Annotated in this window: 21 protein-coding genes; 7 read left to right on the top strand and 14 right to left on the bottom strand. The window is 63.1% G+C overall.

All coding sequences use genetic code 11. From position 1 onward, the window contains the following. Positions 1–39: 39 nt before the first annotated feature. From ureE to ureG, 3 genes are all read left to right on the top strand, one after another. Complete coding sequence (gene ureE, locus CO670_RS20530) at positions 40–612, top strand: urease accessory protein UreE (protein WP_097591944.1); 573 nt, start codon at positions 40–42, stop codon at positions 610–612. A gap of 5 nt (positions 613–617) precedes the next feature. Further along, entirely contained in the window at positions 618–1,289 is a 672-nt protein-coding gene (locus tag CO670_RS20525; RefSeq protein WP_097591943.1) for an urease accessory protein UreF, read from the top strand. An 84-nt stretch (positions 1,290–1,373) separates the two neighbouring features. Beyond that, a complete protein-coding gene (gene ureG / locus CO670_RS20520) occupies positions 1,374–1,985 on the top strand; it encodes an urease accessory protein UreG (protein WP_097591942.1) in 612 nt (203 codons plus the stop codon). A gap of 92 nt (positions 1,986–2,077) precedes the next feature. Here the strand turns inward: ureG and CO670_RS20515 are convergent, their stop codons facing one another. From CO670_RS20515 to CO670_RS20485, 7 genes are all read right to left on the bottom strand, one after another. Then, positions 2,078–5,398, bottom strand: a complete 3,321-nt coding sequence (locus CO670_RS20515) for an efflux RND transporter permease subunit (RefSeq protein WP_097591941.1) — start codon at positions 5,396–5,398, stop codon at positions 2,078–2,080. 12 nt (positions 5,399–5,410) lie between these two features. Next, positions 5,411–6,601 (bottom strand): efflux RND transporter periplasmic adaptor subunit, encoded by a 1,191-nt coding sequence (locus tag CO670_RS20510; RefSeq protein WP_097591940.1) that lies wholly within the window; start codon positions 6,599–6,601, stop codon positions 5,411–5,413. A 500-nt stretch (positions 6,602–7,101) separates the two neighbouring features. Further along, the gene (locus CO670_RS20505; protein WP_097591939.1) at positions 7,102–8,073 is read right to left on the bottom strand and encodes an ABC transporter substrate-binding protein; all 972 of its coding nucleotides are present in this window, start codon (positions 8,071–8,073) and stop codon (positions 7,102–7,104) included. A 59-nt stretch (positions 8,074–8,132) separates the two neighbouring features. After that, a complete protein-coding gene (locus CO670_RS20500; protein WP_097591938.1) occupies positions 8,133–9,260 on the bottom strand; it encodes an ABC transporter permease in 1,128 nt (375 codons plus the stop codon). Further along, positions 9,257–10,186, bottom strand: a complete 930-nt coding sequence (locus tag CO670_RS20495; protein WP_097591937.1) for an ABC transporter permease — start codon at positions 10,184–10,186, stop codon at positions 9,257–9,259. The genes CO670_RS20500 and CO670_RS20495 overlap by 4 nt, the downstream gene beginning before the upstream one ends. After that, the gene (locus CO670_RS20490; protein WP_097591936.1) at positions 10,183–10,563 is read right to left on the bottom strand and encodes a DUF559 domain-containing protein; all 381 of its coding nucleotides are present in this window, start codon (positions 10,561–10,563) and stop codon (positions 10,183–10,185) included. The genes CO670_RS20495 and CO670_RS20490 overlap by 4 nt, the downstream gene beginning before the upstream one ends. A gap of 184 nt (positions 10,564–10,747) precedes the next feature. Continuing rightward, positions 10,748–11,533 (bottom strand): ABC transporter ATP-binding protein, encoded by a 786-nt coding sequence (locus CO670_RS20485; RefSeq protein WP_097591935.1) that lies wholly within the window; start codon positions 11,531–11,533, stop codon positions 10,748–10,750. 94 nt (positions 11,534–11,627) lie between these two features. On the opposite strand from CO670_RS20485, the gene CO670_RS20480 reads away from it, so the two are divergent. Continuing rightward, positions 11,628–12,041 (top strand): cupin domain-containing protein, encoded by a 414-nt coding sequence (locus CO670_RS20480; protein ID WP_097591934.1) that lies wholly within the window; start codon positions 11,628–11,630, stop codon positions 12,039–12,041. Positions 12,042–12,098: 57 nt separating this feature from the next. Here the strand turns inward: CO670_RS20480 and hydA are convergent, their stop codons facing one another. Genes hydA through CO670_RS20465 form a run of 3 tightly spaced genes read right to left on the bottom strand, consistent with a single transcriptional unit; the run spans position 12,099 to position 15,393 of the window. Then, complete coding sequence (gene hydA / locus CO670_RS20475; protein ID WP_097591933.1) at positions 12,099–13,553, bottom strand: dihydropyrimidinase; 1,455 nt, start codon at positions 13,551–13,553, stop codon at positions 12,099–12,101. Then, positions 13,550–14,140: an endonuclease domain-containing protein gene (locus CO670_RS20470; RefSeq protein WP_097591932.1), complete on the bottom strand. Its 591-nt coding sequence runs from the start codon at positions 14,138–14,140 to the stop codon at positions 13,550–13,552. The genes hydA and CO670_RS20470 overlap by 4 nt, the downstream gene beginning before the upstream one ends. Then, a complete protein-coding gene (locus tag CO670_RS20465) occupies positions 14,140–15,393 on the bottom strand; it encodes a Zn-dependent hydrolase (RefSeq protein WP_097591931.1) in 1,254 nt (417 codons plus the stop codon). The genes CO670_RS20470 and CO670_RS20465 overlap by 1 nt, the downstream gene beginning before the upstream one ends. Before the next feature lie 299 nt (positions 15,394–15,692). Between CO670_RS20465 and CO670_RS20460 the strand changes: the two genes are divergently transcribed. Continuing rightward, positions 15,693–16,337 (top strand): TetR family transcriptional regulator C-terminal domain-containing protein, encoded by a 645-nt coding sequence (locus CO670_RS20460; protein ID WP_088684768.1) that lies wholly within the window; start codon positions 15,693–15,695, stop codon positions 16,335–16,337. 5 nt (positions 16,338–16,342) lie between these two features. On the opposite strand, the gene CO670_RS20455 is transcribed toward CO670_RS20460, so the two are convergent. From CO670_RS20455 to CO670_RS20445, 3 genes are all read right to left on the bottom strand, one after another. Further along, a complete protein-coding gene (locus CO670_RS20455; RefSeq protein ID WP_097591930.1) occupies positions 16,343–18,916 on the bottom strand; it encodes an HWE histidine kinase domain-containing protein in 2,574 nt (857 codons plus the stop codon). Beyond that, complete coding sequence (locus CO670_RS20450; protein ID WP_097591929.1) at positions 18,913–19,449, bottom strand: biliverdin-producing heme oxygenase; 537 nt, start codon at positions 19,447–19,449, stop codon at positions 18,913–18,915. Before CO670_RS20450 ends, CO670_RS20455 begins: the two co-directional genes overlap by 4 nt. 185 nt (positions 19,450–19,634) lie before the next feature. Continuing rightward, positions 19,635–20,534 (bottom strand): LysR family transcriptional regulator, encoded by a 900-nt coding sequence (locus CO670_RS20445; RefSeq protein ID WP_097591928.1) that lies wholly within the window; start codon positions 20,532–20,534, stop codon positions 19,635–19,637. 103 nt (positions 20,535–20,637) lie between these two features. Here CO670_RS20445 and CO670_RS20440 point away from each other — a divergent pair, with 103 nt between their 5' ends. After that, positions 20,638–21,660, top strand: a complete 1,023-nt coding sequence (locus CO670_RS20440) for an NAD(P)-dependent alcohol dehydrogenase (RefSeq protein ID WP_097591927.1) — start codon at positions 20,638–20,640, stop codon at positions 21,658–21,660. 39 nt (positions 21,661–21,699) lie between these two features. Here CO670_RS20440 and CO670_RS20435 read toward each other — a convergent pair whose 3' ends face one another. Next, positions 21,700–22,110 carry a rhodanese-like domain-containing protein gene (locus tag CO670_RS20435; RefSeq protein ID WP_097591926.1) on the bottom strand — a complete coding sequence of 137 codons (411 nt, stop codon included), beginning with the start codon at positions 22,108–22,110 and terminating at the stop codon, positions 21,700–21,702. 71 nt (positions 22,111–22,181) lie between these two features. Between CO670_RS20435 and ftrA the strand changes: the two genes are divergently transcribed. Further along, the gene (gene ftrA, locus CO670_RS20430; protein WP_097591925.1) at positions 22,182–23,183 is read left to right on the top strand and encodes a transcriptional regulator FtrA; all 1,002 of its coding nucleotides are present in this window, start codon (positions 22,182–22,184) and stop codon (positions 23,181–23,183) included. The last annotated feature ends 108 nt before the right edge of the window (positions 23,184–23,291 follow it).

Below are 23,291 nucleotides of genomic sequence, written 5' to 3'. Positions count from 1 at the left end.
TATTTTGCATGGTCGTCGTCTCAGCAAAGTGGACATATCATGCAGCGCGTCACCTCCTATCTTCCCGCCGGCACCCCTTCCTCCCATCCGACCGCCCAGGTCAAGCTGCCGCATGACCTGCGGCATCTGCGCCGCAAGCTCCTGCATCTGGAGAATGGCGAGATGGTCATGCTCGATCTCAAGGATCCGGTGCTTTTCGCCAATGGCGATCTGCTCGTGCGCGAGGATGGCGAACTGATCGAGATCCTTGCGGCCGACGAGAAGCTCTTCGAAATTCGCGGACGCGACCGCACGCATCTCACCGAGCTCGCCTGGCATCTCGGCAACCGCCATCTTGCAGCCCAGATCGAGGAAGACCGCATCGTCATCCTGCGCGACCATGTCATCCGCTCCATGCTGCAGGGCCTTGGAGCAACCGTCCTCGATATCGAGGAGCCCTTCCAGCCGGCGCGCGGAGCCTATCATGCCCATGGCGGGCATTCGCACGATCATGGTCATGCCCATCACGATCACGGCCATGAGCATAAACACGATCACGGCCATGACCATGGCCATGTGCATGGGCCGGGATGCGATCATGACCACGGACATCACGGCCACAAGCACGACTGAAGCGGATGAGTGGGGATCATGAGCTGCAGGCATTGCTGCGCCTGACGGCATGGCTTTCACCGGCCTTTCCGGTTGGCAGTTTTGCCTATTCGGGCGGGCTGGAGCGGGCGGTGGCCGATGGGCTCGTCTGCGATGCGGCCTCGCTGGCTGCGTGGATCGGCACGCTGATCGAACACGGTTCTGCCTGGAACGATGCCGTGCTTCTGGCCGAAGGCCACCGGCAGCAGGCCGATCCCGAGCGCCTTGCCGAGATCGCGGCACTCGCCGAGGCGCTGGCCGGATCGCGCGAACGCCATCAGGAAACCATGCTGCTCGGCGACGCCTTCCTCGCGGCGGCGCGGGCCTGGCCGGACGACGTTTTTGAGAGGTTGCCTGATAAGGCTGCTTATCCGATCGCTGTCGGAGCGGTTGCGGGTGCGCATGGCATTGGGCTTGAGAAGGTGATTGCGGTCTTCTTGCACGCCTATGCCTCGCAGGCCGTTTCGGCGGGCATCCGCCTCGGCGTCGCCGGACAGAGGGATGGCGTTGCCGTTCTTGCCGGCCTCGAGGAGCAGATTGCAGCGATCGCCCGGCGGGCTGCGGACTCGACACTCGACGATCTCGGTTCCGCCGCCATACAGGCCGATATCGCCAGCCTGCGCCATGAGACGCAGGCGACGCGGCTGTTCCGCTCGTGAAAGATTATCGCAGCATCTGCGTCATTTGACGGTGGCGCGCGCCGGTCGCGCGGGTATCATCGGGATCCTATTGGAGTGCAACAGATGAAATCAAGAAACGGACCTTTGCGTGTCGGCATTGGCGGGCCGGTCGGCTCGGGCAAGACGGCGCTGACGGAAAAGCTCTGCAAGGCGATGCGCGACGACTATTCGGTCGCCGTCGTCACCAACGACATCTATACGACCGAGGATGCCGAGGCGCTGGTGCGCATGCAGGCCTTGCCTTCCGACCGCATCGTCGGTGTGGAGACGGGCGGCTGCCCGCATACCGCCATTCGCGAGGATGCGACGATCAATCTTCAGGCGATCGCCGGGCTCAACGAGCGCATTCCCGATCTCGACATCGTCTTCATCGAATCCGGCGGCGACAATCTGGCGGCGACCTTTTCACCCGATCTTGCCGATATCACCATCTATGTCATCTCCGTCTGCCAGGGCGAGGAAATCCCGCGCAAGGGCGGACCGGGCATCACCCGGTCGGACCTGCTCGTCATCAACAAGAAGGATCTGGCGCCTCATGTCGGCGCCGATCTCGAAGTGATGGACCGGGATGCGACGCGCATGCGTGCGAGCCGCCCCTTCGTGTTCTCCGACATGAAGCGCGGCGACGGCGTCAGCTCGATCGTCAGTTTCCTGAGGGAGCACGGCGGGCTCTGAGGGTCAGACACCCCTTGCCGACGCGGCGAGGGCGGTAAAACGAAACGGGCCGGGAGATCGTTCCCGGCCCGTTTCGTTTATCGAGGTTTCGCTCACTCCGCCGCGAATGGAGGCAGGCGAAGCACGTTGGTGTCGTTGGCGCTCTTGCGCTTGCTTTCCGGCTTTTCGATCGCGGTCAGGCGTTCGTCCAGCGCGTCGATATCGCTGCGGTTCTCGCGGGTCACGCGGGTGAGATCCTCGCGCGACAGCGGCAGGTCCTCTTCGTCCTTCCGGCCGACCATGCGTCCGAACATCCAGCCGAGCAGGCGGGACAGATCGTCCATGATCAGGAAGAAGGAGGGCACGACGACGAGCGACAGCACAGTCGAGACGATGATGCCGCCGATCACGGCGATCGCCATCGGCGCGCGGAACGAGCCGCCTTCGCCGACGCCGAGCGCGGACGGCAGCATGCCGGCCGACATGGCGATCGAGGTCATGATGATCGGCCGGGCGCGCTTGCGGCCGGCTTCGACCATCGCCTCGACGCGGGACATGCCCTGGTGGCGCATCTCGATCGCGAAATCGACGAGCAGGATGGCGTTCTTGGTGACGATGCCCATCAGCATCAGGATGCCGATCATGACCGGCATGGACAGCGGGTTGCTGGTGATGATCAGGCCCGCCGCGACGCCGCCGATGGCGAGCGGCAGCGAGAACAGGATGGTGAAGGGCTGGATCACGTCCTTGAAGAGCAGGATCAGCACCGTCAGCACCAAGAGGAGGCCCATCAACATGGCGTTGACGAAGCTCTGCTGCATCTCGGTTTGCACCTTGGTGTCGCCGCTTTCGGCAAGGTGCACCGTGGCCGGAATGTTGGCCGCGTTGACGATCTCGCGGAAGCGGGCCGAGGCCGTGTCGAGCGCTACGCCCTGCGGCAGGTCGGAGCCGATCGAGACGACGCGATAGCGGTTGTTGCGCTTGATCGAGCTGACGCCTTCCGAATAGTCGATATTGGCGACGCTCGACAGCGGAACGGTGCCGCCGCTGGCGGTCTGGATCTTCAGCGCCCGGATGGCCGCGAGGTCGCGGCGCATGTCGAGCGCTGCCTGGACGCGGATCGGGATCTGGCGATCGTCGAGCGAGATCTTGGCAAGTGCCGCATCGACATCGCCGATGGTGGCGACACGGATCGTCTCGGAGATCTGCTGCGGCGTGATGCCGAGGCGGGCGGCCTCATCCTTGCGCGGGTAGACCTGCAGTTCCGGACGGGGCAGGGCGCCGTCGGCGCTGACATTGGCGAGCAGCGGATCGGCGCGGAGTTTCGATTCCAGAATGCCGACGGCGTCGTTCAGGTCCTTCTCGTTCTTGGAAAGGAAGTTGAAGGAGAGGTCGCGTTCGCCGCGGTCGTTGAGCTTCAGGATATGGACGTCGGGAATGTCGCGCAGCTTGGCGAAGACTTCCTTTTCGATGTCCCATTGCGGGCGCTCGCGGCCATGGACCTCCACCTTCGGCAGCATAGGCCCGATGACTGGGATGGCGCCGAAGACGTCGTTGACCACCTTCTTGATCAGCGACTGGTCGAGCTTGTGGAGCGCCAGCGTGATGGTGGCGCGGCGCAGTTCGAGATCGCCCTTCGGCGACGCGCCGCCGAGGACGAAGACGCTTTCGACGCCGTTGATGTCCTTGACCCTGTCGTAGATCGCATCGGTTGTCTTCTCGGTGTCGTCAAGCCGGGCATTGGGCGGCAGTTCGACGGAGAGAACGATGCGCGAGGCGTCTTCCGGCGGCAGGAAGCTGCCGGGAACCTTCATCAGCAGGAAAACGGAGCCGACGAGGAAGCCGATCGCGGCGAGCAGCGTCAGGTATCGCGAATATTTGTGCCCGGTCGTGCCGCGTATCAGGCGGGTGTAACCCTTCATCAGCAGGCTATCATTGTCGTGATGGTCTTCCATGCCGTCTTCGGCGCGCATGAGATAGGCGGCCATCATCGGGGTGATGAGGCGCGCCACCATCAGCGAGAAGAAGACGGAGAAGGCGACAGTCAGGCCGAACTGGATGAAATACTGACCGGGGATGCCCGGCATGAAGGAGACGGGCACGAAGACGGCGATGATCGTGAAGGTGGTGGCGATGACGGCGAGGCCGATTTCATCGGCCGCCTCGATCGCCGCCCGATAGGGCGTCTTGCCCATCTTGATGTGGCGGGCGATGTTCTCGATTTCAACGATCGCGTCGTCGACCAGGATACCCGTCGCGAGCGTCAAAGCGAGGAAGCTGACGAGGTTCAGCGAGAAGCCCATCAGGTCCATGACCCAGAAGGTCGGGATCGCCGAAAGCGGCAGCGCGATCGCCGAGATCAGGGTCGCGCGCCAGTTCCGGAGGAAGAGCAGGACGACGATGACGGCGAGCAGCGCGCCTTCGAGCAGCGTGTGGATCGCGGCTTCGTAGTTGCCGTAGGTGAAATAAACCGAATCGTCGATCAGCTCGATCTTCACGTTCGGATTTTCGCTCCTGACCTTTTCGAGGCTCTGCGCCACGGTTTCGGCGACGCTGACTTCGCTGGCGCCCTTCGAGCGGAAGACGCCGAAGGTGACGACTGGGGTGTCGTTGAAGCGCGAGAAGGATTTCGGCTCCTCGTAGGTGTCCTTGATGACGCCGAGATCAGACAGCTTGACGAAGCGGCCGTTCGGCAGCGCAATCGTGGTATCGGCAAGTTCGGCGACGTTGCGGGCGTCGCCGAGAACGCGGATCGCCTGTTCGCTGCCCGCCACCTGGCCACGGCCGGAGCCGAGGTCGATGTTGGTGCCGCGCAGCTGCTGGTTCACGCTGGCAGCGGTGATGCCGTAGGCATCGAGCTTGCCGGGAGTGAGCTCGATGCGCACTTCTCGCTCCGCGCCGCCGTAACGGTCGACGCGGCCGATACCGGCCTGGCCCTGAAGGGCGCGCTTGATCGTATCGTCGACGAACCAGGAGAGTTCTTCGAGCGACATGTCGGGCGAGGAAACGGCGAAGGTCTGGATCGCCTGGCCCTCGACATCGACCTTGGTGACGATCGGGGTTTCGGCCGTCGCCGGCAGATCGCTGCGAATGCGGTCGATCGCGTCCTTGACGTCCTGTACGGCCTGTTCCGTCGGCACTTCCATGCGGAACATGACGTTGGTCTGCGAACTGCCGTCGGTCACCGTCGACTGGATTTCGTCGATGCCGGTGATGGAGGCGATCGCGTCTTCGATCTCCTTCGTCACCTGCATTTCGAGTTCGGCCGGCGAAGCGCCGCTCTGCGTCACGCTGATCGAAACGAGCGGTACGTCGATGTTGGGGAAGCGCGTGATCGGCAGCTTATTGAAAGACTGCATGCCGATGAAGATCAGCAGGCAGAAGGCCAGGAGCGGCGCGATCGGATTTCGAATGGACCAGGCTGAAAAATTCATCGGATGGTCTCTTTAGTTGGAAGCCGCAGGCTGTTCACGCACTGGCGTAATGCGGTCGCCGTCGCGGACATAGGCGCCCGCCTTGGCCACGACCTCGTCGCCGGTCTTCAATCCGTTGACGATTTCCACATAGGCGCCGTCCTGTATGCCGGTTTCGATCTTGGCGAATTTCACCACGCCGTCCTCGACCTTGCGGGCCGAGGAGCCTTCATTGCCCGTGAGCACCGCGGTCAGCGGCAGCGATACGCCCTCGGTCTCGCGGACGATGATCTCGGCGCTGCCATACATGCCGGAACGCGCCTTGCTGTCATCGTCGATGGAGATATGGACGAGGCCGAGGCGGGTGCTCGGATCGACGGTCGGCGACACCAGGCGCACGGCGCCGGAAAGCTTTTCGCGGCTGCCGGAAAGCGAGATCGTCGCCTTCTGGCCGGCCACGATCCTGACGATGTCGCTTTCGGCGACTTCGGCCACCAGTTCGATATCGCCGTCGCGGATGATGGTGAACAGCGGATCGCCGTTGCCGGCGGCGATGGCGCCGACCTTGGCATTCTTTGCGGAAACCACGCCGGCAACCGGCGTCTTCACGTCGGTGCGGGCGAGTTTCAGATCGGCATCGGCGATCTGGCTGTCGAAGACCTTGAGATCGGCCTCGGCGACTTCGATCGCCTGTTCGGCGGAGACGACGCGGGCATTGGCGGCGGCGGCGGTCGCATCGGCCTGCTCGACCTGGGCGGTGGAAACCGTGCCCTTCTTGCCCATTTCCTGGGAGCGGGCCTGCTGCTGCCTTGCCTGTTCGGCATTGGCCTGCGCCTCGATGAGCTGGGCGCGCAGCTGGGCGAGGCTTGCCTCGCCCTTGGCTTTCGTTGCCATCATCTGGCTCTTTTCCAGGATCAGCGCGTCGTCGTTGAGCGTCGCCAGCGTGCTTTCGGCTTGAACCTTGTCACCGACATCGGCTTTCAGGGTGCGGATCGAGAGGCCTTCGACCTGAGGCTGGATATAGACTTCCTCGACGGGCTTGACCGTTCCCGTGCCGATGACTCGATCGACAAGGGTGCGATTGACAGCCGTGGTGACGACGATCGCCGGCAGGTTCTGCTGCGGTTGTGCGACCGGCGCTTCCTCGGAAAATGCAGTGGATGCAGCCAGTACGGCTGCAAAAAGGGTGGATGCGCCTAGAATTCCGGTCGGCTTGCGTGCCATGCGTTTTCGTCCAATCTCTTCACAAGGTTAGCCGAATTCGCGCGTCTGCCATTGAGCTCGCGACCAGGCCACTGCCTTTACCTGCATTCTCAGGGGTATCCACACATCATTTGCCGTCTTCATCCCTCGCCGGCAAATCGGCTTCTAGTTGGTATCGATTTGCTCGATATGCAAGCCCGGCAGAAAACAATTCCCCATGAGCCGATAATAATTACCATCAGAACCTGAATCAATCACCGCAGGGTTATGTGAACATTACGATGATTGATCCTGCTTCTCTCTAAAGCGCGTCGCATCGAATTTGATCCATGCGCTGGGCTTCGCCTCATTGTTTGCATGCATATCGCGTTTCGAACCGCCGCAGATGTCAGGCGGTTTATATCAATGACGTTTCAGCCTCGATAAATGCTACAGTCGCAAGACATTTTTTTATCAACGAGAAAAAATGCGGAACGCGCGGGAGACCTCCCCCGCGCGTCTGTCTCGAAATCCGGTCGCGATTACTTGGCGGCGGCGTCGGTGATTTCGTGCGTCCAGGCGCCCGCGGGCTCCTTGCTGATGATCTTCTGGTCGAGCAGCGCCTTTGCCGTGCGGGCATAGAGCGCCTCGTCCAGCTTGCCGGAGCCGTCGCCGACGAGCTTGGCGACTTCGCCCATCATGCGCTTCTGATGGTTCTCGTCCTGGCCGCCATTGTCCAGCACGATCTCGGCGGCTTCATCGGGATTTTCGGTCGCATATTTCCAGCCCTTCATCGAGGCGCGGACGAACTTGACCATTTTCTCCTTGAAGGCCGGATCCTTCAGCTTGTCCTCCATGGCGTAGAGGCCGTCTTCCAGGAGGTCGTTGCCCATCTCCGTATAGTTGAACACCGTCAGTTCTTCCGGCTTGAAGCCGGCATCGATCGCCTGCCAGTATTCGTTATAGGTCATGACGGAGATGCAGTCGGCCTGCTTCTGGACGAGCGGCTGCACGTCGAAGCTCTGCTTCAGCACGGTAACGCCGTTTGCGCCGCCGTCTGTGGAGAGGCCGAGCTTGTTCATCCAGGCGAAGAAGGGATATTCGTTGCCGAAGAACCAGACGCCGAGTGTGTGGCCCTTGAAATCGGCTTCGGTCTTAACAGGGCCGTCCTTGCGGCAGATCATTTCCAGGCCGGACTTTTGATAGGGCTGGGCGATGTTGACGAGCGGAACGCCCTTTTCGCGGGCAACCAGCGCGCCGCCCATCCAGTCGACGATGACATCGGCGCCGCCGCCGGCGATCACCTGCTCGGGAGCGATATCCGGACCGCCGGGCTTGATCTCGACGTCGAGGCCTTCCTCCTTGTAGAAGCCCTTGTCCTTGGCGACATAATACCCGCCGAACTGGCTCTGCGTGACCCATTTCAGCTGCAGAACCACCTTGTCGGCAGCCATCGCGTGGGCGGCTGCGAGCGACATGGCGCTCGCCAACATTGCAACCATCAACTTTTTCATTTTCTTGTCCTTACCCTCTGAAGTTATGCCCGAACCCCATTTGCGAAGCCCGCGCGCGCCTAGCCACCACGGATAGACGGATGCCAGAACGTCACCGCCCGTTCCGTCAGGGCGATGATGCCATAGAAGATCGAGCCGGCCAGCGCCGCAACGGCGATTTCCGCCCAGACCATGTCGACGTTCATGCGGCCGATCTCGGTGGAGATGCGAAAGCCCATGCCGACGATCGGCGTCCCGAAGAATTCCGCAACGATGGCACCAATCAGCGCCAGCGTCGAGTTGATCTTCAGTGCGTTGAAAATGAAGGGCATGGCCGCCGGAAGCTTGAGCTTCAGCAGCGTTTGCCAGTCGCTCGATGCATAGGTGCGCATCAGGTCGCGCTCCATGCTGCCGGAGGCGGCGAGGCCAGCGACGGTGTTCACCAGCATCGGGAAGAAGGTCATGATGATGACGACGGCGGCTTTCGACGGCCAGTCGAAGCCGAACCACATGACCATGACGGGGGCGATGCCGATGATCGGCAGGGCCGACACCATGTTGCCGATCGGCAGCAGGCCGCGGCGCAGGAAAGCGACGCGGTCGGCCAGCACCGCGACGACGAAGCCGCTGAGGCAGCCGACGACATAGCCGATCAGCACCGCCTTGAAGATCGTCTGCCTGACGTCATCGCCGAGGATCGGCAGGGACGCCATGATGCGCGCGCCGATGGCGCTCGGCGGCGGCAGCAGGATGAAGGGGACGCCGGCGCCGCGGGTGATCGCTTCCCAGAGGATGAGGATCCAAGCGCCGAAGATCGCCGGAATCAGCAATTGCAGCGCCGACTTGCCGAATGTGGTCAGCGGTTGCAGTTTCGAGAGTTCCGTGACGCATCGCCAGGCAAGCAGCCAGGAGGCGAAGAGCAGCAGGAAGAAGGCCCGGGTCGCAAGACCCTCGTTGCCGGACAGCGCCGACAGCAGCATCCAGGCGGCGCCATGCGCGCCGATGAACAGCACGGTGGCGCGGTAGGCCGGCGGCTGCGGCGCGAAAGACAGGAGAGCGGCCGCGGCGACGGTGATGAAGATGAGGCTTGCCGTGCCGTCGGTTAAAGGATTGGCGGCGCCCTCGGCCACAAGCGGCAGGCTTATCAGAGCCGCGAGACAGAGGAGCAGGGCGACCGTGCCCTGCCAGGAGAAGGTCAGATGTCTCATGCCGGCCTCCCGCCCATGGCGCGGTCGACGATCTTCGCCGCAAGGCCGACGATCGCGACCAGAACGCCCGCAAGCAGCGATCCGGCGACGAGGGCCGCCCAGATATCGATGGTCTGGCTGTAATAGGAACCGGCGAGCAGCTTGGAGCCGATGCCGGCGACGGCGCCCGTCGGCAGCTCGCCGACGATGGCCCCGACCAGACTTGCGGCGATCGCGACCTTCATCGAGGTGAAGAGGAAGGGGATAGAGGCCGGAACGCGCAGCTTCCAGAAGGTCTGCATGGGGCTGGCATTATAGGTGCGCATCAGGTCGAGATACATGATTTCGGGCGAGCGCAGCCCCTTCACCATGCCGACGGCGACGGGGAAGAAGGAAAGATAGGTGGAGATCAGCGCCTTGGAGACGAGGCGGGAGGCGTCGGAATCGAGGTTCAGGAGATGCGCGAGCGCATTGTCGCCGGTCAGGACGTTATAGGAGATGATGACGATCATCGGCGCGATGGCGAGGATCGGGATCGTCTGGCTTGCCACCAGCCAGGGCATGAGCGAGCGGTCCATGGCGCGGTTGTGCACGATCAGCACGGCAAGAAGGATTCCGAGCAGCATGCCGAAACCGAAGCCGAGCAGGGTGGATGAGAGCGTGACCCAGCTGTGATAGACGAGGCTGCGGCTGCTCGAAAGGCTGCGCAGGACGGTGTTCTCATAGACGTTCTGCGCCACCTGATGCGGTGCCGGCAGGATCGGTTTCGGCTGCGCCAGCGTCTTGCCGATGAATTCCATCGTCGTCGGCGTGACGCCGGCGCGGCTGTCCATGTCGCGCTGGAACGGCGCGTTCATCAGCACGGCGGCGACATACCAGATGGCGATCAGGAGGAGCAGGATGGCGGTGACGGGGACGATCTTGTCCTTGAAGGTGTCGGGTTTCATGCTGCGCGCTCCTTCAAGAATGGAGCGGCATGTTTCTCGATGGTGATGAATACGTAGTCAGGTCCATCAAGCACTTGGGCATTGTCGAAGCGGAGCACGTCGAAACCTTGGTTGCGCAAAAATGCGTCCCGGGCGAGATCATGCCGGCGACCGGCGGTCGTTTCGTGGCTGTCGCCGTCAACTTCGACGATGAGACGTGCCGACAGCCAGGCAAAATCAGCGATATAGGGGCCGATCGGCGTTTCGCGCCGGAACCGGGCACCGTGGGGCCTGAGATCGCGAAGCATGTTCCACATCGCAGCCTCTGCCTTTGTGAGTTCACGGCGGAGGCGTTTTGCCCTTTGGCGGGTTTTAGGGGTGATGTTGGAATGTGGCATCTAAACCCCTCCCCAACCCCTCCCCACAAGGGGGAGGGGCAAGCCTGCGGCCCGCTTTGTCTTCCATAGCAAGGTCACAGCTTGCTGTAGCGTTGCGTCAGAAGATGAGGGATTGCTGCGAGCGCCAAAGCCCCTCCCCCTTGTGGGGAGGGGTTGGGGAGGGGTCTTTTCCAACAACACGCGCCTAAACCTCATGGCTATGCCCCGTCCTCAGCCCCTCGCGGACGCGGTGGGCGATTTCCAGGAATTCCGGGGTGTCGCGGATGTCGAGCGGGCGTTCGGCCGGAAGCGTCGAGTCGATCACATCGGTGACGCGGCCCGGGCGCGGCGACATCACCACGATCTTGGTCGAGAGATAGACCGCCTCGGGGATGGAGTGAGTGACGAAGCAGATGGTCTTGTTGGTGCGGGCCCAGAGTTTCAGCAGTTCTTCGTTCAGATGGTCGCGGACGATTTCGTCCAATGCGCCGAAGGGCTCGTCCATCAGCAGCAGGTCGGCGTCGAAGGCGAGCGCGCGGGCGATCGAGGCGCGCTGCTGCATGCCGCCGGAAAGCTGCCAGGGGAATTTCTTTTCGAAGCCGGAGAGGCCGACGAGATCGAGTGCCTCGGCGATCCGCCTCGTCCGGTCGGCGCCGCCATAGCCCATGATCTCCAGGGGCAGGGCGATGTTGTTTTCGATGGTGCGCCAGGGATAGAGCGCCGGCGCCTGGAAGACATAGCCGTAGGCGCGGGCCTTGCGGGCCTGTTCCGGCGTCATGCCGTTGATCGAGATTTCGCCCGAGGTGCTCTTTTCGAGGTCGGCGATGACGCGCAGGAAGGTCGTCTTGCCGCAGCCGGACGGGCCGATGAAGGAAACGAAATCGCCCTTGCGCACATCGAGATTGACATCGCTCAGCGCCCGCACCGGGCCGTCATTCGCCTGGTAGGTGAGACAGAGGTCCTTGGCGGATACGACGGAGGGTGCTTGCATCAATGCGACCGATCTTGTTTTCGCCGCCGGGAGGCGGTTTGCATGTTACCATCGCCGCAGGCTTGGCCGGCGGCATATTTCATGGAGGAAGAAAATGGACGCGACATCAAAACCCACCTGCCACATCGTTCGCCCCAACCATGCCTATGATGGCAAGCAGGGGCTGAGCTATTTCCAAGGGATAGCGGCCGAGACGGTCGGCGCCAAGGGCATCTGCATGCACCTGCTGACGATCCCGCCCGGCGTGCGCGCCAAGGCGCACCTGCACGAAGCGCATGAGACGGCGATCTACGTGCTCTCCGGCGAGGCCCATACCTGGTATGGCGACCGGCTGGAGCATCACGTCATTACCCATGCCGGAGAGCTCTTCTACATCCCGGCAGGCGTGCCGCATATGCCGGCGAACCTCAGCAGCACGCCATGCACGGCGGTCATCGCCCGCACCGATCCGCACGAGCAGGAAAGCGTCGTGCTTCTCCCGGAGCTGGACGCGCTGGTGCCGGCGTGAGGTCATCCGCATGGAGGCGCCGTTCCCCGGTTGTTGGCCGTATCGTCGCGCGCCATGTCACACGCCCGTTGCCGGGATGCCGCTGCGTTCCACCTTGCGCGGAGAGGTGATCTCCTTCCAGGTGGAGAGCGCCTTGCTGACGGCGGTTACCGGTTCGCGACGGACGAATTCGCCGTGGCCCTCCTGGGTCTTGATGGTACTTTCCTCGATTGCGACGACGCCGCGGGTCAGCGTGTAGCGCGGCAGGCCGGTCACTTCCTTGCCTTCGAAGACGTTGTAATCGATCGCCGACTGCTGGCTCTTCGACGAGATGATCTTGGAGCGCTTCGGATCCCAAGCGACGATATCGGCATCGGCGCCGACGAGGATCGCGCCCTTCTTCGGATAGATGTTGAGGATCTTGGCGATGTTGGTCGAGGTGACGGCGACGAATTCGTTCATCGTCAGCCGGCCGGTGTTGACGCCGTGCGTCCAGAGCATCGGCATGCGGTCTTCGAGGCCGCCGGTGCCGTTCGGGATCTTGGTGAAATCGCCGACGCCGAAACGTTTCTGCGCCGTCGTGAAGGCGCAATGGTCGGTCGCGACCACCTGCAGCGAGCCGGAGGCAAGCCCCGCCCAGAGGCTGTCCTGGTGCTGCTTGCTGCGGAAGGGCGGCGACATGACCCGGCGGGCGGCGTGATCCCAGTCGGGATTGGAATATTCGCTCTCGTCGAGCGTAAGGTGCTGGATCAGCGGTTCGCCGTAGACGCGCATGCCCTTGGCGCGGGCCCGGCGGATCGCCTCATGCGCCTGCTCGCAGGAGGTATGGACGATATAGACAGGGCAGCCGGCCATGTCGGCGATCATGATGGCGCGGTTGGTGGCCTCGCCCTCGACCTCGGCCGGGCGGGAATAGGCATGCGCCTCGGGACCGTTATTGCCTTCGGCGAGCAGCTTTGCCGACATCGAGGCGACGACGTCGCCGTTTTCGGCATGCACCAGCGGCAGCGCGCCGAGTTCGGCGCAACGCTGGAACGAGGCGAACATCTCGTCGTCATCCACCATCAGCGCGCCCTTATAGGCCATGAAGTGCTTGAAGGTGTTGATGCCCTTGTCGCGGACGATGGTCTCCATCTCCTTGAAGACCTGCTCGCTCCACCAGGTCACCGCCATGTGGAAGGAATAATCGCAATTGGCCCGGGTCGATTTGTTGTCCCACATGGTCAGCGCCTCGAGCAGCGACTGGCCCGGGGCGGGAAGGGCGAAATCGACCACCATTGTGGTGCCGCCGGAAAGGGCCGCGCGCGTGCCGCTCTCGAAATCGTCGGAGGAATAGGTGCCCATGAAGGGCATTTCGAGATGGGTGTGCGGATCGATACCGCCCGGCATGACATAGCAGCCGGTCGCATCCAGCGTTTCGTCGCCGGAGAGGTTCGGACCGATCTCGACGATCTTGCCGCCATCGATCTTGACGTCAGCCTTGTAGGTGAGGTCGGCCGTGACGATGGTGCCGTTCTTGATGACTGTGGTCATGATCGTTCCCTATCCTTATCTGTGAATGCGGCTGGCGAATAGAAGCTCGGCAATTCGGAGCTGAATTCGAGTCGGCCCTGCAAGGCCGCAAGGATCGTTTCCAGGACCGAGCGCCGTTCGCGCGAGATTTCCTGATTCCAAAAGCGCAAGACCGAATAGCCATTGGCGTTGAGCCATTCCGCTCGGCGTTGATCGGTCGCGCTCTCGGCATGCTGGAAGCCATCGACTTCAACAATCAGTCGCTCTTCACGACAGAGAAAATCGACGATGAAGGGGCCGAGCGGAACCTGCCGTGCGAATTTGTAGCCGTTCAGGCGTCGCGCGCGCAAATCGCTCCAGAGGTGGTATTCCTCTTCGGTTTCGTTGCGGCGAAGCTGGCGGGCTTGCCCGGTTTTCGCTGGACGATGTTTACGGACATCCTGTTTGATAATTTTAGTCGCGCCCGGAGCCCCCTCATCCGCCCTTCGGGCACCTTCTCCCCGAGGGGAGAAGGGGGAAGCCGCAACGGCAGCCGTTCCCTTCTCCCCAGCGGGGAGAAGGTGGCCCGAAGGGTCGGATGAGGGGGCTCCGGGCGCGACATTAGACATCACACCACAATCTCCGCCGTCTCCACCACCGCGTGGAACAGCACGTCGGCGCCCGCCGTCGCCCATTCCTTGGAAATCTCTTCCGCTTCGTTGTGGCTGAGCCCGCCGACGCAGGGGCACATGACCATGGTGGCAGGCGCGACCTTGGCGGCCCAGCAGGCGTCGTGGCCGGCGCCGGAGATGAGGTTCATGTGGCTGTAGCCGAGCCGTTCGGCGGCGGAGCGGACCGCGGTGACGAGCTTTTCGTCGAAGGTGACGGGGGCGAAATGGCCGATCGCCTCGATGGAACAGCCGACGGCGAGCGCGTCGCAGATCTTCGGGGCTTCGGCTTCGATCTTTGCCCGCATGCGGTCGAGCTTGGCCTTGTCGGGCGAGCGGATGTCGACGGTGAAGACCACCTTGCCCGGCAGGACGTTGCGCGAATTCGGCGAGAAGAAAACCTGGCCGACGCCGCCGACGGCGCCCGGCTGTTCGCCCATTGCGACAGCTTGGACCATTTCCATGATGCGCGACATGGCGAGACCGGCATTGACACGCATGTTCATCGGCGTCGAGCCGGTATGCGCTTCCTTGCCGGTCAGGGTGAATTCGAGCCACCACAGGCCCTGACAGTGAGTGACGACGCCGATCTGCTTGTTTTCGGCTTCGAGGATCGGGCCTTGTTCGATGTGATATTCGAAATAGGCGTGCATCTTGCGGGCGCCGACCTCTTCGTCGCCGACCCAGCCGATGCGCTTCAACTCGTCGCCGAAGAGGTTGCCCTCGGGGTCCCTGCGGTTATAGGCGAAGTCCAGGCTGTGCACGCCGGCAAAGACGCCCGACGCCAGCATGGCGGGCGCGAAGCGCGCGCCTTCCTCGTTCGTCCAGTTGGTGACGACGATCGGGTGCTTGGTCCTGATGCCGAGATCGTTCATCGTGCGCACGACTTCGAGCGCCGAAAGCACACCGAGAACGCCGTCATATTTGCCCCCGGTCGGCTGGGTGTCGAGATGGGAGCCGACATAGACCGGCAGGGCATCGGGATCGGTGCCGGGACGGGTGGCGAACATCGTGCCCATTTGGTCGACGCCCATCGTCAGGCCGGCTTCGTCGCACCATGTCTTGAAAAGGCTGCGGCCTTCAGCATCCGAATCCGTCAGCGTCTGGCGATTGTTGCCGCCGGCAATACCGGGGCCGATCTTGGCCATGTCCATGAGACTGTCCCAGAGACGGTCGCCATTGACGCGCATGTTCTCGCCTGGTGCTGCCACCATTTTTTAAGCCCTCACCTGTTTGCGGCAGTCATGCAAGGGGCATGCCCGCCTGTTCCCGTGGTCCATTCCCGCGCCTCTTATTGGTTTTGTCGAGCGCCGGAAAATCGCCAGTTGCCTTTGTTTTTCATCTGGCGGATATTTGACCGATTGGTAAACATTACAACTTCCACCGCCGGGCTCAAGACGAAAATCACGAAAATTGCCGATAAAAATGCGGGCAGTTGCTCAAGAAAACGGCAGAGGCCGCTTCTGCTGAAACTTGAGGGAAGAAGTTGAATTTCAAGGGGAAACAATAGCCGATGGCTATTCCGAGAGCAGCGAAGACCCTGAGGCGAACGCGAATCCAGGAGGAGAAGGAAGAGCAGATTCTGGAGGCGGCGCTCGACGTGTTTTCGGCACGCGGTTTTCGCGGCTCGACGATTGATCAGATCGCGGAAGTGGCCGGCATGTCGAAGCCCAATCTGCTCTATTATTTCCGCACCAAGGAAGCCATGCACCGGGCGCTGATCGACCGGGTGCTCTACACCTGGCTGGAGCCGCTGCGCGCCTTCGACGCCGAGGGTAATCCGGAGGAAGAAATCCGCAGCTACATCAGGCGCAAGCTGGAGATGGCGCGCGATTTTCCGCGCGAGAGCAGGCTTTTCGCCAATGAGGTGCTGCAGGGCGCGCCCCATATCGAGGACGAGCTGAAGGGGCCGCTGAAGGAATTGGTCGACGAGAAGGCGGAGGTCATCCGCGCCTGGACGAAATCAGGCAAGATCGCCGAATGCGATCCCTACCACCTGATCTTCTCGATCTGGTCGACGACGCAGCATTATGCGGATTTCGACGTCCAGGTGCGTGCCGTGCTGGGGCAGGAGCATGCCGGCGAAGGGCGCTTCGAGGATGCGGCGCGGTTTTTGGAGCAGCTCTTCATCGGCGGGCTGCGGCCGGAGGGCAGCTGACCGTTCTACCCTCTCTTGGGAAGCTGCACTCGGGCAAGGAGATCCGAGATGCCTTCGGTGGTATAGGGCTTCTGCAAGACCGGCGCGCCCGAGTGGCTGTTGGCTTGGGCGATGCCTTCGCCATAACCCGTGGCAAAAACGAAGGGCACGCCTGCGGCGGCCAATCGGTCGGCAATCCCAAAACTCGTCTCGTCTCCCAGATTGACATCGAGAAGCGCGAAATCGAAGGACTGGCCGGCCAGGATCTCCATCGCCTCGGCGACACTGGGCGCCGTCGTCACTTCGGCACCCAGGCGGCGCAGGATATCCTCCCCGTCCATGGCGATGATCAGGTTGTTTTCCACCAGCAGGATCTTCAAGCCCGAAAGCGGCTCCCGGTCGGCGGGAGCAGCCTTGTGTTCCGCAACGCCGGCAGGCGCTGCCCCCGGCAGCACGCTTGGATCGACGGCGTCCACGTAGCGGGCGGGGATGACGAAATCCGCCTCCAGCCCCTCTTTGACATAGCGGATTTCGGCCTTGCCGCCGAGGTCGTAGGGAATGGAGCGCCGGATGATCGTCGAGCCGAATCCGTGGCGCTTCGGCTCGGCCACGGGCGGGCCATCCTTTTCACGCCAGCCGATGCGCAGATTGCCTTCATCGTCGCGATTCCAGCCGAGTTCGACGGTGCCGCTGCCGGCGCCGGAGAGGCTGCCGTATTTGGCGCTGTTGGTCATCAATTCATGGAAAACCAGGGCGGCGGTGGAGAAGGCCTGGGGATCCAGCAGAACGTCTTCACCGCTCATCCGGAAGCGTTGCGCATTTTTCCCGAGATAGGCCGCGGTTTCGGCCGACAGCAGTTGCCGCAGCGAGGCGGGCGCCCAGTGATCCCTGGTGATCTGGTCATGGGCGCGGGCGAGCGACTGAATGCGGCCTTCGAGCTGGCGGATATAATCACCGAGGCCGACCGACGTCGTCTGCGACTGCCGGACGATGCCGGTGATCAGGCTCAATATGTTGCGGACGCGGTGGTTGAGTTCGGCGATCAGCAGCTCCTGCCGCTCGTTCGCCATCTGGCGCGCCATGCTGGCCTCGTCAGTCAGGCGCAACACCACCTCGATCAGCGTAACGCGGATCGTTTCGGCGACCCGCCGCTCCGCCTCGGTAAAGGGGAGGGAACGGCCGCGCACGAGTTCGGACCAGGCTTCGAAGCTCTTGCGCGGCGTCAGCCGCGGGCCGTTGGGGCCGTATTCCACCGGCTTGTGCGGATCGCCGCCCCAGCGGACGGTGCGCACCAATTCCTGACGGAACAGCACGACGTAATCGCGCGGCGAACGTGAAATCGGTATGGCGAGCATGCCCGCCACCGCATCGTCGATATCGAGATCCGGATAGGTCTCGGCAAGCCTGTCCACCGCATAGATGCGCCCGCCGGCATTGCGGTTGAGATGGCGCACGAGTGCCGAAAAGCCTCTCTCGTCCGGCCCGATGCCGGCAAGCGCCATCCGGCCGTTGATCCACACACCGATCCCGTCGGCGGGAACGGCGTCGGCAAGCGCGTCGATCAGCCAGGCGGGGTCGTCGAGCAGGCTGGCATTGTCCGCCACCGAGGTGAGAAGCCGGTCGGCAATGCGGCGTGCCTTCGTCTCGTAGTCGAGCGCCAGCCGCCGCTCGCGGCTTTCGAGGCGCGACGCGAACATCTGGCCGAAGAGCTCGGCGGTGGAGCGGCTTTGTGCCGAGGGCAGGCGCGGACCGTAATGATGGCAGGCAAACAGGCCCCAGAGCTTGCCGTCCACGACGATCGATATGGAGAGCGAAGCACCGACGCCCATATTCTTCAGATATTCGATGTGGATCGGCGAGACCGAACGCAGCACCGACATGGAAAGATCGAGCGGCTGGCCGTGTTCGTCGAGTTGCGGGAACACCGCCACGGGCACCGCGTCGATATCGGCGATGATGCGGAACAGGTTGCGCAGATAAAGCGCACGCGCCTGCACCGGAATGTCGGAGGCCGGATAATGCAGCCCGAGGAACGAGCCGATGCCGCTGCGGGCGGCTTCCGCCACGACCTCGCCGGAACCGCCTTCGTCGAAACGATAGACCATCACCCGGTCGAAGCCGGTCAGCGCGCGCGCCTGCCTTGCGCCCTCGCGGAAGAAGGCCTCCAGCGTTTCCGCCTGGTCGAGGCGGGACATCATGCTGCGCATGGAAAGCGAGGGGGCGTTGCGCCTGTCTTCCTGGCAGCGTTCGCCTTCGAGAATGACCTGATTTTCGTTGATGTGCACGGCAAGGTCGAAACGGGCCTGATCGGGCATCAGGGCAATGTCGAAGATGCGTTCGACGACATCGGGACCGCGCAGCGTGGTCAGCTTGTTGCGGATCGTGTGAAGCGCCTCCGGCGTGATCAGCGAGGAAATCGGACGGCCGAGCGCATCGGCCTGCGGTATTCCGAGAAATTCGGCAAGATTTGCGGAAGCCCGCGTCACCATCCAGTCGAGCGATATCGCCAGCAGGAAGCCGAAGGGCTGGATGGCGCCGAGCTGATGGATCGGCTCGCGGTCGCAATTGGTGAGATCGACTGGTTCGCGCGCCTCGCTCATGGGACGGCTTCCAGTTCGAGCTGCCCGGCTTTGAGGAAAAGATCGAAGAGCGCGCGGGCTGCCGAAACGGCGGCGGCGGGATCGTCGACATCGCTCGCATCGAGGCGATCCATGAAGATCCTGATGGCGCCCTTGGGGCCTTGCGGCGTGAGATAGCTGCTGGGCAGGGGATCGGGTACGGATTTGGCGAGCAGAGCGCCGCCGAGCTTGGAGCCTTCCAGGACGTAAAGGGTGCCCCAGAGTGCCGCTTCGCCGTGCAATGCGGGTGGCGGAAGGTGCTCGGGCAACCGGTCGCCGAGTTCCCCGATATCGGCAAACAGCAGCTGCGCCCGCCTTCGTTCCGGCCAGTCGGGCAGCAGGCGGATGACGCCGGCGTCCTCGAGCGCATTTTCGGCGGCCGGTATGATCCGGGCGTGCGCGCGCAGGAATGTCCTGTATTGCTCTTTGTTGGAGAGGTCGAAGGTGCCGAAGAGCTTGTCGACTTCGGCGTGGCAATCTGCTGTTTGTGCGCGGAGCACGCTGCGAAGTGACATACGGACCGTGTTCTGAGTGATGTGGCACATGGTGCCGTTTATTCGGATGGCAGATTAGCGATATATTGCAGCATCTCAGTATTTCCAGAGAAACCCATAGAAAAACATGGGTTTCTCCACTTTGCGAATCCGCTGCCCAGCCTATCCGGTTTTAACCGGCGGCACTTGCGGCGCGAGCGCGCCGTTCAACCCATCAGGCGAGGCAGATTTGCCGCCAGCGTGTCGATGGCAAGGCGCACCTTCGGCAGCATCACCGGCGATCGCGGCCAGACGGCATAGGCTTCGAAGATGCTGGACGGCACATCGGTCAGAACACGCACGAGTTCGCCTGACAGGACCCTGTCCCGCACCAGCCAGCAGGTCAGCCAGGCAAGCCCGCGGCCTTCGACGGCAGCGTCTGCTATCGAGGCGAGATCGTCGAGCCGCAGCCGCGATTTCGGCAGGACTTCGCGCGGGGGACCGGCCACCGCCGGGAAGGTCCAGGCCTTGTCATTGTCGCCCCTGCGATAGACGATGCCCTGATGGCGGGCGAGATCGTCGAGCGTTTGCGGCACGCCGTGCTTTTCCAGATAGGCGGGCGAGGCGCAGACCGTCATGGACTGGCGGGCGATCGCGCGCGCCATCAGGTCGGGATTGTCCTTCAGCGGGCCGTTGCGGACGGCAAGATCGAAGCCGTCCTCCAGGAGATCGACGACGCGATCGCTGAAGGAAAAGTCGAGTTCGAGATCGGGGTGGTCGTCGAGCAGGCGGGTGAGGATCGGAGCGGCGCAATGGCGCCCGAACAGCGCCGGCATGGATACCCGCAGCCTGCCTCGGACCTCGCGCCTGCCCGATTCAAGCTGGGCCTCGCCGAGCCGGATTTCCTCGATGGCTCTCAGGCAGCGCTCATAGAAGAACCGGCCTTCGTCGGTCAGGCTCTGGGACCGGGTGGTGCGGTTGAAGAGCCGGACGCCGAGGCGCTGTTCGAGCCTTGCGATCGTCTTGCTGACCGCCGAGCGGCTGAGATGAAGCCGCTCGGCAGCAGCCGAGAAGCCGCCGGCTTCGACCGTCTGGACGAAGATCGAGATTCCTTTCAGCTGCTCCATGTTTGTTTCCACTATGGCACCATTCTGTCGCAATAATATCGCAACAGCGGACGAATATTCAACGATATATCTGCGGCTCCTCCAACCGAGAAGGAGCAGAGAGATGCAGACGACAAGGCAGTGGCAGACAGAGGCGATCGGACCGGAAGCTGATCTGAAGATCGGTGAAGCCGGAATTCCCGAAGTGTCAGGCACGATGGTCCGGGTGCGGACGCAGGCGGTGTCTCTCAATTTCCGCGACAGGCTGGTGCTGGAGAGCGGCATGGGGCTGCCGCTGCAATTTCCCTTCGTGCCGGCCTCGGACATGGCAGGCGTGGTCGAGGCCGTCGGGCCGGATGTCACCCGCTTCAAAGCCGGCGACCGGGTGATCTCGACCTTTTCCCCGGACTGGATCGAGGGGCGCGGGCCGGGCACAGCCCGCACTCCGCACTATCATACACGCGGCGGCTTCTATCCGGGCGTGCTGTCCGAACATAGCGTGCTTTCCGAGAAGTGGTTCACGCTTGCGCCTGATACACTCGATGCCGCCGAAGCAAGCACGCTGCCCTGCGCCGGCCTGACGGCATGGTTCGCCCTCATTGAATGCGGCAGGCTCAAGGCTGGCGATAAGGTGCTGGTGCAGGGAACCGGCGGTGTCGCGCTCTTCGGCCTGCAGATCGCCAAGGCGCATGGCGCCGAGGTCTTTATCACGTCAGGCAGCACCGAAAAGCTCGAATGGGCGTCGGCGCTCGGCGCCGATCATCTGATCAACCGGCACGAAGGCGACTGGGTGGAGCAGCTTTATCGCTTGACCGGCGATTACGGCGCCGACCACGTGCTTGAGATCGTCGGCGGACCGCATCTCGGCCAGGCGCTGAAGGCCGTGGCGGTCAACGGCCGCATCTCGGTGATCGGCGTGTTCGAGGGTTTCGACGTCTCGGGGCCCGCGGCGCCCCTGCTTTTGAAGGCACCCGTCATACAGGGAATTTCGGTCGGCCACCGCCGGGCGCTGGAAGATCTGGTGCGCGCCGTCGACCGCACCGGCCTGAAGCCTGTCATCGACCGGCGCTATGCCTTCGAGGAACTGCCGCAGGCGCTCGATCATCTCTATCGCGGCCCGTTCGGCAAGGTCGTCATCGAGTTTTGAAACAAGCGCTCCCCCCGCATCGTGGAGGGGAGCTTGCTGTTATTCGGCAGCGATTGCCTCGCTTTCGAAGGCGAAACCTTCGTCGGCCCAGCCGGTGATGCCGCCGATCATCAGCTTGGCCTGGAGGCCGAGCTTGGCGAGGCGGAAAGCGGCCTTGTCGGCGCCGTTGCAATGAGGGCCGGCGCAATAGACGACGAACAGCGTGTCCCTCGGCCATTCCGACATGCGATGCGCGGTCATCTTGCCGTGCGGCAGGTTGATCGCGCCCGGCACATGGGATTGCGCAAACAGCGCCGGCGAGCGCACATCGAGCAGGACGAAATCGATTTTGCCGGAGGCGAAGGCGGCGCGGACGTCCGAACAATCGGTTTCGAAGGCGAGCTTGGCGGCATAATGGGCGGCGGCGAGATCGGGTGCGGCGGCGGGTATTTCGGAGACGGGGCTTGGCATCGGTCTTTTCCCTCGGTGTTGGAATTGCCGCCTGGTATCGCCGATGCTAGAAATCTGCGAAACTGGCCATCATGACCGACAGCGTAAAGATCATGCCAAACGCATCGCCGCAGCAGACCAAAGGGCCGCTGGTCGCAGTGCTCGCCTATGACGGGCTCTGCACCTTCGAATTCGGGATTGCCTATGAGGTCTTCGGCCTGCCGCGTCCCGAGATGGGCGAAGGCTGGTATCGCTTCTCCGTTTGCGGCATCGAGCCGGGCCCGCTTCGCGCCGCCGGCGGATTGAGCGTCGCGGTCGACAAGGGGCTGGAAGTGCTCGACGAGGCGGACCTGATCGTCGTGCCCGGCTGGCGGTCGATCGATGCGCCGGTGCCGGAGCCGCTCGCGGCCGCACTCAGGGCGGCGCATCAGCGCGGTGCGCGCATCATGTCGCTCTGCTCCGGCGTTGCGGTCCTCGCCGGCTCCGGGCTGCTCGCCAATCGCAGGGCGACGACGCATTGGCGCTATGTCGCCTCGATCGCCGCGCGTTATCCCGATATCACGCTGGATGCCGACGTCCTCTACATCGACGAGGGCAGCCTGCTGACGGCGGCCGGCAGTGCCGCCGGCATCGATCTTTGCCTGCATGTCGTGCGCGGCGATTTCGGCTCGGAGGCCGTCAACAGCGTCGCCCGCCGCCTCGTCGTGCCGCCGCATCGCGAAGGCGGGCAGGCGCAGTTCATCAGCGCACCGGTGCCGCAGGAGCGCGAGGGTATTCGCCTCGGCCCGCTGATCGAATGGATGCGCGAAAGCCTCGCCGAGGAGCAGCCGATCAGCCTGCTCGCCAAGAGGGCGGGCATGAGCATGCGCACCTTCCAGCGCCGCTTCGAATCAACGACAGGCCTCAGCGTCGGCGAATGGCTGCTGAAGGAGCGGCTGCGCCATGCCCGCGATCTTCTCGAAAGGGAGCTTGCCGTCTCGCTGGACGACATCGCAATATCAAGCGGCTTCGGCACGCTGGCGACGATGCGGCACCACTTCCGCCGGCGGCTCGGAACGAGCCCGCATGCCTACCGGAAATCATTCGGCGGCTGAAGCGCGTCATGCTTGCATTTATATCCGACTTCCCCTAAAGGGGCGCTCTCGATTGTTCTGGATGAAGGGAGCGCCACGATGACAAATATCTCCGCACGCCCCGAGAGG

It is taken from the genome of Rhizobium sp. J15 (genome assembly GCF_002531825.1).
GTDB lineage: Bacteria > Pseudomonadota > Alphaproteobacteria > Rhizobiales > Rhizobiaceae > Rhizobium.
This window is presented reverse-complemented; position numbering and strand designations above follow the sequence as displayed.